This is a genomic window from uncultured Gemella sp. (assembly GCF_963519265.1).
Taxonomy (GTDB): Bacteria; Bacillota; Bacilli; order Staphylococcales; family Gemellaceae; genus Gemella.
Window position 1 is genome coordinate 1 of the sequence record NZ_CAUQNQ010000052.1, and the last position, 9537, is coordinate 9537.

Annotated in this window: 8 protein-coding genes; 1 reads left to right on the forward strand and 7 read right to left on the reverse strand. The window is 30.8% G+C overall.

The features are described 5' to 3' along the window. The 7 genes from RWN11_RS05925 to treR form a co-directional block, all read right to left on the reverse strand. Positions 1-2450: SHIRT domain-containing protein (locus tag RWN11_RS05925; RefSeq protein ID WP_314160845.1), on the reverse strand; the 2450-nt coding region annotated here is incomplete at its 3' end. 374 nt (positions 2451-2824) lie between these two features. Beyond that, entirely contained in the window at positions 2825-3388 is a 564-nt protein-coding gene (locus RWN11_RS05930; protein WP_314160846.1) for a histidine phosphatase family protein, read from the reverse strand. A gap of 89 nt (positions 3389-3477) precedes the next feature. Next, complete coding sequence (locus RWN11_RS05935; RefSeq protein ID WP_314160847.1) at positions 3478-4044, reverse strand: histidine phosphatase family protein; 567 nt, start codon at positions 4042-4044, stop codon at positions 3478-3480. A gap of 9 nt (positions 4045-4053) precedes the next feature. Further along, positions 4054-5022 carry a class 1b ribonucleoside-diphosphate reductase subunit beta gene (nrdF, locus tag RWN11_RS05940; RefSeq protein WP_060913496.1) on the reverse strand — a complete coding sequence of 323 codons (969 nt, stop codon included), beginning with the start codon at positions 5020-5022 and terminating at the stop codon, positions 4054-4056. A 24-nt stretch (positions 5023-5046) separates the two neighbouring features. Further along, positions 5047-7137 carry a class 1b ribonucleoside-diphosphate reductase subunit alpha gene (gene nrdE, locus RWN11_RS05945; RefSeq protein ID WP_314160848.1) on the reverse strand — a complete coding sequence of 697 codons (2091 nt, stop codon included), beginning with the start codon at positions 7135-7137 and terminating at the stop codon, positions 5047-5049. Further along, on the reverse strand, positions 7124-7504 hold the full coding sequence (gene nrdI / locus RWN11_RS05950) for a class Ib ribonucleoside-diphosphate reductase assembly flavoprotein NrdI (protein WP_314160849.1): 381 nt from the start codon (positions 7502-7504) through the stop codon (positions 7124-7126). Before nrdI ends, nrdE begins: the two co-directional genes overlap by 14 nt. 306 nt (positions 7505-7810) lie before the next feature. Next, complete coding sequence (gene treR / locus RWN11_RS05955) at positions 7811-8533, reverse strand: trehalose operon repressor (protein WP_314160850.1); 723 nt, start codon at positions 8531-8533, stop codon at positions 7811-7813. Between the two features lie 197 nt (positions 8534-8730). Between treR and RWN11_RS05960 the strand changes: the two genes are divergently transcribed. After that, a complete protein-coding gene (locus tag RWN11_RS05960; protein WP_314160851.1) occupies positions 8731-9396 on the forward strand; it encodes a TIGR01906 family membrane protein in 666 nt (221 codons plus the stop codon). Positions 9397-9537 lie beyond the last annotated feature (141 nt).

The following is a 9537-nucleotide window of genomic DNA, read 5'->3' on the forward strand; positions in this document are numbered from 1 at the left end:
ACTGCTTTACTTTCTGCATCGTAGCTCTTGAATACCCATTTACCATCGTTTTCTGCATCTACGTACTCTGTTTTTGTCGGTTGAGTCGCACCTACATTCGCTTTATCTGCATAACGATTTTGGTCTGTTGGTTTATAGCCTTCTATCGCTTCTGGCAATGTCTTACCTGGTGTTCCACTTTCAAATTTGTATGTTACACCGTATTTATTAGCTTCGAGTACCCATGTTCCTATAAACTCTACATCTGCTTTATTTACTGCTTTACTTTCTGCATCGTAGCTCTTGAATACCCATTTACCATCGTTTTCTGTATCTACGTACTCTGTTTTTGTCGGTTGAGTTGCACCTACATTATCTTTGTCTACATAACGATTTGAGTCTGTTGGTTTGTAGCCTTCTATCGCTTCTGGCAATGCTTTACCTTGTGTTCCGCTTTTGAATTTGTAGGTTACTCCATATTTATTCGCTGTAAACTCCCATGTTCCTACAAACTCTACATCTGCTTTATTTACTGCTTTAGTATCTGCATCATATTTTTTAAATACCCATTTCCCATCATTTTCTTCATCTACGTATTCTGTTTTTGTTGGTTGTGTTGGTGTTACATTAGCTTCATTTTCGTAAGTAGCTGTATCTTTTGGCTTGTAGTTTTCGATTACTGCTGGTAATGTTTTTCCTTCAGTTCCGCTTTGGAATTTATAAGATACATTATAAAATGTAACATAACCTAGTTCTAAAACGTTAGCTTCTACTTTGCCAATAGGTAAATCTGTAGCTGAATCCATGCTTAACCAACCACTACCGATTCTACCTGCATTTGGATGAGCATTTCCTTCAACTGTTCCTGTTACTTTTAAAACTGTTGTCCCATTTGTGTCTGCTAACTCTTTGGCTTTTTCTTGATTAATACGAACAACCATCTGATTGATTTCTTCATCACTCTTATTAGGGAATAAAGCTTTAAGTTCTGTTGATGTAAGAGAGCGAAGTGTCATACTGCGCACAATTGTTTCAGCAATAGACTTACCTTCATCCGGTTTTACTACACTCTCAGCTATACGCTCATTACGTTCGTTTTCCGGACGATCACTATCCTTATCATTTAACGATCTAAGAATCATTCTAAATGTTATATTATGGTTACCTTTAGTTTCAACACCAAACATAACACTAGGATCTGTATTACTAACTAATGAATTAAAGCTATCTTTTGAATTTCCTAAATCTGTTCCATTTTTTGAATATACATGTAGAAGTTCTTTCGTTCCATCTTCCTTATGACCAATTGCATATAAGGGTCTCCATGAGTAACCATTAAACTCTGCATATAATTTTTCCGGAATAACTAAATCTTTGTCTAATTTTACATTTAAATCTACATATGTGTAAGTTTTTTCCACTTCATCTATTTCAAATTTATTACCTTTGTATGAATTAGATAAAACTGGACCAACATACCCAACCCAAGGATTTTTATAAACAAGCATTGCTGTAGTTTTATCCATTTCAAATTCGGATTTTAAAACTACTTCATTGACTTTTGTAGTATCGTTATTAGAAGGTTGATACTCATCAATTATTCTACGAGTGTTAGTTTTATCGTCATTCGTTTCTTTTTTTAACTTAGTATTTGGTAAAACATCCTCTGATTCTACATTAATGTCAATTTTGACTTTGTTATCATTGATTTCAAACTTCCTCATTCCATTGATAATAGCAAATCCCATAGAAAATTTACTGGTAGGGAAAGGCTTATCCTGGTCATTCAAACTGGCATATACACCGTATAGTTTGGAATCAGCTTTCAATCCATCTGGAAAGACAGTGGCTAAAGTGTCTTCTGGGGAGAACAATCTTGCTCCTTCTGCAATTTTTCCATCTATAGGTGGCTTATCAGACCAGCCAAGAAAAGTTTTTGCGATACCACGGAAAAGACCCGGATTAGGCAATGGATTCCCTAATTTATCTGTAGCATTCTTATATGTATTTTCAGTATCTTTTTTTTCGTTTGATTCCCTTGTCCATTGACCAATAAGGCTTACTTTACCATCATAATTTGCTGGTACTGTTGCTCTATCAAGCCCTCTAGGTTTCTCATTATTGTTGCTTGCTTCAGTATTTTCTGTTGATGCAGCTCTATCACTTCCTAATGTTGTTCCCGCTGCACCATTTTCATTTCTTACTTCCGCTGTACGAGGTACTCCTTGAAGAGAGTTCCCATTACTCTCAGTTGATACATCTGCATTACCCCCTGTTAAAGTTGAAGGACTTGTAGTTTCTGCGACTGGAGTAGTTATATTACTAGCTATCTCTTCTTTGTCACTTGCTAAAGCCACTCCTCCAGCAACAAAAAATGTAGAACCAACCAGTACAGATACTACTCCTACTTTAAATTTTTTAATACTGAATGTATTATATTTCTCATACGGTGTATTTTTTTTAAAACTCATAATCATTCTCCTTTTAAAATCATCTTTCATATGAAATTATATACTATTTAATGTGACTAGTCAACGCACTATATAAAATAATTAGGCTTTTTTAGTTTATACAAAAAGATACTATGTAGATGAAACGCCTCTAATAATACGATTAATTTACAGGGATTTACAGAATCAACATCACATATCATTATAAATATTCCGATACAAAAAATAAAAAATCCACTAAATTATTTTTTATAGAACTTATCTTCCGTTGCAATCTTAACAATTATTTGAACTCTAAATAAAAATAAGGATAACTTTCAAAATCAAAGTTTCAAACAACTCAATTTTAAAAGTTATCCTCTTGCAATACATTAGCAAAAGTTCCTATTAACTACTTATTTATTAAACTCTATAAGTTCGAATTTATTACCATCGTATTCAAGGATGCTAACTGAAGTATTTATAATAACTCCACGTCCTACCTCTTTAATACCTTTTTGAGTTAAGAAAGAACGAATTAATCCACCGTGACATACTGCTAATATTGTCTTATCTGGGTGTTCTTCATACTTTTCTTTAAAGAATGCCTCCACTCTATCAGCTGCATCAGAATCTAGTTCCATTCCTCTCGTTTCACCTGCCTTCATTCCTGCTCCATACTCGGCAAAAGAAACTCCTTCATACTCCCCATACGACTTCTCTATTAATCTTTTATCTTTAATTACTTCTAATTTTTTATTATCTTCACTGTTTGAATTATCAAGCATATATCTTGCTGTATCGTATGCTCTACCTAAAACACTACTATAAGCTATATCAATGTCATAACCTTCAATTTTCTTACCTGCTGCAATTCCTTGACGAATTCCTTCTTCATTTAGAGGAATATCTGTATGCCCTTGAACCATTTTATTTTTATTATAATCTGTTTCTCCATGTCGCGCTAAAATTATACGCATATGTTCTTCTCCTTTATTAAAAATAAGGGAGAAACTTATAGAAATTGATTTTTACTAAATCACAATCTCTAAGCCTCCCCTTGTTTTATCTATATATTAAATTTCTCTAATATGAACTCTTGTCCATCATAATGTACCACATTTAATGCAGTATTATTAATTAGTATATTAGACTCAGGATATAATCCTAATGTTCTTAAAAATACACGAATTAATGCACCATGACAAACCACTAAAATTGTATCGTCTTTATGATTTACGTATTTTTCATTAAAAAATGAACTAGCTCTCTCATAAACATCTTCATCTTTTTCTACCGACTCTAATCCTTGTTCAGCTTCAAGTGCAGAAAAATACTCATCAAATGTACTACCTTCGAAATCTCCAAAGAATTTTTCGATTAAACGTTCATCAGTAGTAATTTCTTTAGAAATATTTTGACTATTATTAGAGTTATCAAGCATAAGTCTAGCTGTTTCTACCGCCCTTTTCAAAGGGCTACTAAATGCATAATCGATATTGTGATCACTTAGCTTTTCTCCCGCAGAAGCCGCTTGATTTCTTCCAGTTTCATTTAATTCAATATCGCTATGACCTTGAATTAATCTATTTTTATTATAGTTTGTTTCACCATGTCTGACTAATAAAATTTTCATATCACTTACCTATTCAAAAATGAAATCCTCATCTTCAATTGATTCAACATTCATACTAACTACATATCCATCACCTTTAACACTAAAGAAGTCATGGTTCTTAGTATTTGTATTCATCGCATTTTCAATAATTGGGTTAATTTCTTTATCTTCGAAGTATCCAGGATATCCTAAGTTAGCTAAAGCACGGTTAGCATTATATTCAACATAGTCTTTTACTTCTTCATATAAACCAATTTCGCTATATATGTCTTTAGTGTATACTAATTCATTTTCATATAAATCTAATAATAGTTTATACATTTCTTTTTCAGCACGTTCTTGCTCTTCTTGAGTAAGAGTTTTAAAGATTTCTTGAGCATCAAAACCAGTAAAACTTCCATGGATAGTTTCATCTAATAAGATTTTACGAATAATTTCTCCAGATGTAGTTACCTTCCCTTGTCCTGCTAAATATAGAGGATAGAAGAATCCACTGTAGAAAATATAACTTTCTAAGAATACAGACGCTACACGAGCCATATATAAGTCATATGTTGGTACTTCTGGCTTAAATAATCTCATATAATAATCTTCGATTAATTTCGCTTTAAATTGAAGCTCTGGATTACTTGGAACCCACTCATCTAGTAAGTAGTCTGTTTCTTGTGAAGGAATTAATGATGTAAAGATAGTAGAATAACTTTTCGCGTGAATTTGCTCCATCATTCCCATAAAACTATAAACAGCTTGTTTTCTCATATCTTCAGTATGTAAAGATACAAGTGGCATACCTTTATCTCCTTGTTGAGTATCAAGACCAGTTAAACCAGCTAATACTTTTTTATAAGCTTCACGCTCTTTATCGTTTAAATCTTCATTCCAACTTTTAATATCTTTTGACACTTTAAACTCAGTATCAACCCAAAATTGTGCAATATTTTGACGCCAATACATGAAAGTTAAGTCATCTTGTTTATTCCAGTTTACTGCTTTCATAATTAGTAATTTTTCCTCTCTTTTCTATATAGAACAAGAAGTACATTCTTCTACTGAAAGTAGTTTGTTTCTTGTGTAATATAGTGATTTCAATCCTTTGTGATGTGCGTAAATATAATATCTTGCAAGTTCTCTTGTCGTTATATCAGAATTTACGAATAAAATCACAGAAATACCTTGGTCTACGTGTTCTTGAATAACCGACATTAAGTCAATAAGTTTCATTTGGTCCATAGTAAATGCAGATTTATAGAACCATTGAGTTTTTGGACTTAAGTATGGCATTGGATAGAATGTTTCAGCATTCCCGTAACTTCTACGCTCAATTTTATCAACAATTGGTAATACACTTGATGTTGAGTTTTGAACATATGAAATACTTTGAGTTGGTGCAATAGCCATTCTATATGCATGATATAACCCATTTTCTTTTACTCTATTTTTCAGACTTCTCCAGTCTTCTTTTGTTGGAATATAAATTCCTTCGAACAATGCTTTTACTTTTTCAGTTACAGGTAAGTAATCATTTTCAATATATTTAGTAAAGTAACTTCCATTATAATAATCTGATTTTTCAAAGTCTTTAAATGTTTCATTACGATCTTTAGCAATTTGCATTGAACGTTCTAATGTATAGTAGTTCATCATCATGAAGAAGACATTAGCAAAATCTTTTGCTTCTTCACTCTCATAAGCAATCAAGTTCTTAGCTAAATATCCATTAAGGTTCATCGCCCCTAATCCAACAGAGTGGAATTCATCATTGGCTTTTACTACACCAGGTGCATTTTTAATCTTAGTAGAATTACTTACAAATGTTAATGCATCCATACCCGAGTAAATAGATTCTTTAATTTTTTTGCTTTCCATTACATTAACAATATTTAACGATGCTAAGTTACAAGAAATGTCACGTTTAATAATATCTTCTTCACCATAATCTTTAATTACTGAAGTCTCTTGTAATTGGAAAATCTCTGTACATAGATTACTCATCTTAACTTGTCCAATTTCACGAAGTGCGTGATTTTTGTTCGCATTATCTTTGAACATTAGGTATGGATATCCTGATTGTAATTGTGTTTGAGCTATTAAATTAAGCATATCACGAGCATCAAATTTACGCTTTATAATATTTTCATTCGCTACAAATTCATCATAGTATTTAGCAATATCGATATCATCTAATACTAAGCCATATTCTTCATAGATTGAATGAGGTCCAAACATGTAGAAATCTTTATTCTCACGAGCTAAATCAAAGAATAACGATGGTACGATAATTCCTGTAGAAATCGTTGGAAGACGTAATTCTTCATCGGCATTAACCTTCTTAGTATCTAAGAATTCTAATACGTCATAGTGGAAAATATTTAAGTATACAGCTCCAGCTCCTGGACGTTGTCCAAGTTGATCAGCATATGCAAAACCTTGTTCTAAAGATTTAGCAACAGGAATAACACCCTTAGCTACCCCTTTAATACCTTTAATACTTTCACCACGTGCACGTAGTTTTGATAAGTTAATCGCAACTCCCCCTCCAATTTTTGAAAGTTGCTTAGCTGTTGAATCGATGTAGTTAATAGAGTTAAGCGAATCACCTACTTCTAATAAGAAACAAGATACTAACTCACCACGACGGCTTCTTCCTGAATTTAGGAATGTAGGTGTCGCAGGTTGTAATCTTTGCTCAAGCATCGCAATCATAAGCTCTTTCGCTAAAGCAACATCACCATCAGCTAAGTACATAGCTACGATAAATACGTGTTGGTTAAAGTTTTCTAAATATTGTTTTTTATCATTTGTTTTTAATGCATAGTCCTTATAGAACTTACTTGCTGCCATATAACTTTTAAATTCAAACCTGAAGTTCGCAGCTAATTCTAAACATTCTAAAATTTCATCTTCAATGTACTTATCAAAAATATTATAGTAGAAATTCTCCTCTACTAAATATCTAAGTCTCTTAATTTCAGAACTAAATTTTTTTGTGCGAAAGTCTACTTCACGAAGAAATTCTTCTATAGCTTCCACGTCTTTTTCTAATTTGAAAAATCCATTATCGCCTCTTTTTGTTACTTCATTATTTAATTCAATATGGTTAAATTTCTCCATTCTCTACACTCTCCAAATATATTTTTTTAAAATCACTTATATCTTTTTTATTTCCATGTAATTCAATTTTCATTAGTAGCGGAATGTTATATTCACTGCTAATAATTTCAGCAGCATTGGCAAATCTTTCACCCCAGTTTTTATTCCCGCTACCAACAACACCTTTTAAATGTTTATAGTTCTCTTTTAAAAACTTAGAGACTGCAACTGGCACTTCTCCAAAACCAAATGTCGGTGTTATTAAGATATAATCGAAATTCACATCGTAATCAATATCCTGTAAATAAATTACATCATCTTCGGGAATTTCACACATGTCTACAAATCTTTTACAATTTCCAGTCAATGAATAAACAATAATCTTCATTATTTCCTCACACTCCCATAAAAATATTTCCGATGATTATTTCCCGGAAATTTATCGCATATACATATTATACACTCTATTTTTTATTTTTTCAATGATTAATTTCACTTTGAAAATCCATGAAAATATTTTTCAAAATTTCTATACTTATTTAATATTTCATTAGTTCATTTATTAACTTTTAGACAAAATTATAGTGAAAAATATTATAGTAAAAAAAAATACTTAAGAATTTTTCACTTGAAATTTTACAAAAAAGAACTCTGAACAAATAATCTTGTTCAAAGTTCTCTTCCATAGAATAAATTAATTTATTCTATTGCATTTTCTTCTAGCAAATTCTGAAAAATGAAATTTATCCACTCTGTGACGACTCTCTGTATAGTGCAAGAAATCAGTTCCTTCTGTGTATACATCACTTCGCAATACTGCAATATGTTTGTGACCATTTAAATCGATATATGTAGAATCTTCCTCGCTAACCGGTTCAATTTTAAAATCTTTATTTCCATATGAAATCTTTATACCTAAGTCATTTTCCAAGTACTCATATAGTGATTCTTCCACACGGTCTGTAGGTAATTCTCCAATTGCACTTTTTCTTATATAATCTTTATCTAATATTACTGCTTCTCCATCTACAAATCTCTGACGAACCAAGTAAATTAGTTTTTCATCACGTTTCACAAGTCCAAGGCGTACTAAAAAATCAGGAGCATCTACTTCCTTATTTACTAATACCTTAGTCGTTGCATCAACATCTTGAAACTGTCTGCGTTCTTTAAAACTTAAAAGCCCTGTTACTGGTAATCTATATCTATGGACATCGAGAACAATAGACCCCTTACCTTGAATCTTGTGAATATATCCATTTTCTAATAATAATAACAATGCCTTTCTTATAGTTTCCCTAGAAACATCATATTCTCTTGCGAGTTCATTTTCACTTGGCAAAAGCGAGTTGGACCTATATTGCCTATTTTCTATTTTTTCTCTTAACTCTAAATAGATCTTAAAAAACTTATTCATGATTTCCCCCAAAATAAATAAATAACTATATGTATATATTTTAACATAAATCATATAAATATTAAATATTTTTTACTCAAAAACTTTTATAATTCTTATTTTTTTGTTAATTTCTGTAAATATGTAAACCAAAGCCAAGAAAAATCCCTTAACTTCACCACTCTTCATGTGGTATAATATTACACGGAGGTACTTTTATGAACAAATATTTGCGACAAACACTAATCGTTATTCAAAATTTTTCACTATTTATTAGTGCAATACTCGGTATAATATTTTACAATTGTTTTAATCTAAATTTTTATAAAAATTTCTATCTAAGAGAAAATTTAGCCCCTAGTATTAATACAACAGACGATGAATTAATAAATAATACAACCAATCTACTAGAATATCTTACTAACAAAGCCGAACTAAATACAACTTGGTTTTCTGAAAAAGATATCCTTCATATGAAAGATGTTAGAGTATTATATAATGTAAGTTTCAATCTTATGATATTCTTTATTATTATATTTATTCTTTCTACTATTCTAATAGCACTAGTATATAAGAATTACGCTATGTTTTATATCACAAAAACATTTAATAAAACATTATTAGCTTTTATTCTTTTAGTCATAGTATTAGCTGGTATTATTTCATACAATTTCACATCGTTTTGGATTAAATTCCATCAATTATTATTCACTAATGATCTTTGGTTATTAAGTCCAGAAGAATCCAATTTAATAAAAATGGTTCCTGAACAATTCTTTATAAGTCTAATTACAACGATAATTTTACATATACTGATTTTATTTGTATCATTTCTTGTAGTAAATAACATATTCAAGAAGAAGTTTAAAATAATTTCCACTTAAGCTGTAGTTTTAAAATTTTATTTATAAAGATTATGTGATATAATAAATTTTAGTTTAAAATAAATAAAATACGAAAGGATAAATTATGGCTCAAAATGATAAAAATGTTGTTACTGAAGATAAAGTAACATTTAGATTATG